This window comes from Streptomyces spongiae (assembly GCF_009377185.1).
Lineage (GTDB): Bacteria > Actinomycetota > Actinomycetes > Streptomycetales > Streptomycetaceae > Streptomyces > Streptomyces spongiae.
The window spans coordinates 1-1,717 of sequence record NZ_VJZC01001013.1; the positions used below are offsets into that span (position 1 = coordinate 1).

At 76.3% G+C, this 1,717-nt stretch carries 1 protein-coding gene; it reads right to left on the reverse strand.

Annotation, left to right across the window (positions count from 1 at the left end):
• On the reverse strand, positions 1-1,717 hold a 1,717-nt coding region (locus FNH08_RS49690; protein ID WP_152778579.1), incomplete at both ends, for a primosomal protein N'.

Sequence of the window (1,717 nt, forward strand, 5' to 3'; positions counted from 1 at the left end):
CCCCCGGCGGTGGCGCCCCCGCCCTCCGGGGCCGCCCGGCATCCATGACGGGCAACGGAACAGGGCCCAACACCTCGGCATCACGCGGCAGTTCGGTGGCGGCCAGGAACTCGGCCACCGCCTCCGCCGTACCCGACACAGCCGCCATCCGCGACACGGGCGGAAACCCCAGCTCGGCCCGCTCGCCGAGCTCCCGCACGGCATGCCCGACGGGATCCCACCGTACGAGCGCCTGCACGGGCCGCAACGTCGGTTCGGCGACGACCACCACCGTGCCGCCCGCTCCCTGGTCCCGTACGAGCGCGGCGGCTCCGATCCACCGCCGCAACGCGTCCTCCCCGGCCCGTAGATCGGGGCGGCCGAGCATGGCCCACCCGTCCAGCAACAGGGCGGCCGCGTACCCGCCCTCGGCGACCGGCTCGGCACCCGGCGTACTCACCACCAGGGCGGGGTCCGCCGACACGGTGTCCAGGACCTGCTCCCGCCCGGAGGTCCGCACCGGCACCGTGGAGAAGGCCCGCCCGAGCTCCTCGGCGGTCCGTCGCGCCCCGACGACCTGCGCCCGAAGCCGGAAGCCCCCGCACTCCGGACAGTGCCAGGCTCCCTCCTCGCGCCCGCACCACCCACAGCGCAGCGCGCCGCCACCGGCCTCCTGGGCCTCAAGCGGACCCGCACACTGCCGGCACCGCGCCGGCTCCCGGCACCGCGCACAGGCCAGCCGTGGTACGTACCCCCGCCGCGGCACCTGCACGAGCACCGGCCCGTGCCGCAGCCCGTCCCGGACGATCTGCCAGGCGAGGCTCGGCAGCCGGGCCGCCCGCGCGGCCTCGTCCCGCGCCAGCTCGGCGTCGCCCACGGTCCGCACCAGCGGAGCGGCGGCTCGCACCTGCTCCCGATCGGCGACGATCGGCGCGGCCCAACCACTCTCGACGAGCTGCGCCGCCTCAACGGTGCAGCTCCAACTCCCGAGCAGAAAAGCACACTTGTCCCGTGTGGCCCGCAGCTCCAGCACCTCGCGCACATGCGGAAACGGCGCGCGGTCATCACTGTGACTGGCATCGCCGTCGTCCCAGACGACGACCAACCCGAGGTCCCGGACAGGCGCGAACATGGCGGCCCGCGTCCCCACCACGGCCCTCACCGCTCCCCGCCGCACGGACAGCCACTCCCGGTACCGCCGCTCCTGCCCGGCATCGGCCGTGAGCACGGCGTGGTGTCCCTCGCCCACCAGCTCCCGCAGCGCGGCGTCCACCCGCGCGACGGGCCGCCCGGCCGGCAGGACGACGAGAGCGCCCCTCCCCGAAGCGAGCGTGGCCTGCACGGCCCGCGCGATCTCCTCGGCCCACTGGGGCCCGGGCAGCGCGGTCCACACGGCACGAGGCGCTCCGCCCGCGGCCAGGGCCTTCAGGAAATCCGCTCCCCTGTCGTACCGTCGCCAGGAGCCCGGCTCCGGCCCCGCGGGGGCGGGCGGCGGCGCGCTCGTCTCCCTGGCCTCGGCCCGCCCGTGCCGCGGCGGAACGGCCAGCTGCAGCACATCCGCCAGACTCCCCGCATACCGATCGGCAACGGCCCGGGCGAGCCCCAGCAGGTCGGGCCCGAGGACGGGCTCGGGCGACACGACCTGTGCCAACGCTGCGAGCGGCCCCGCGTAGTCGGACTCGGCCACCCGCTCGACCAGAAACCCGTCGATCAGCGACCCGCCCTCTCGCCTCCCGTC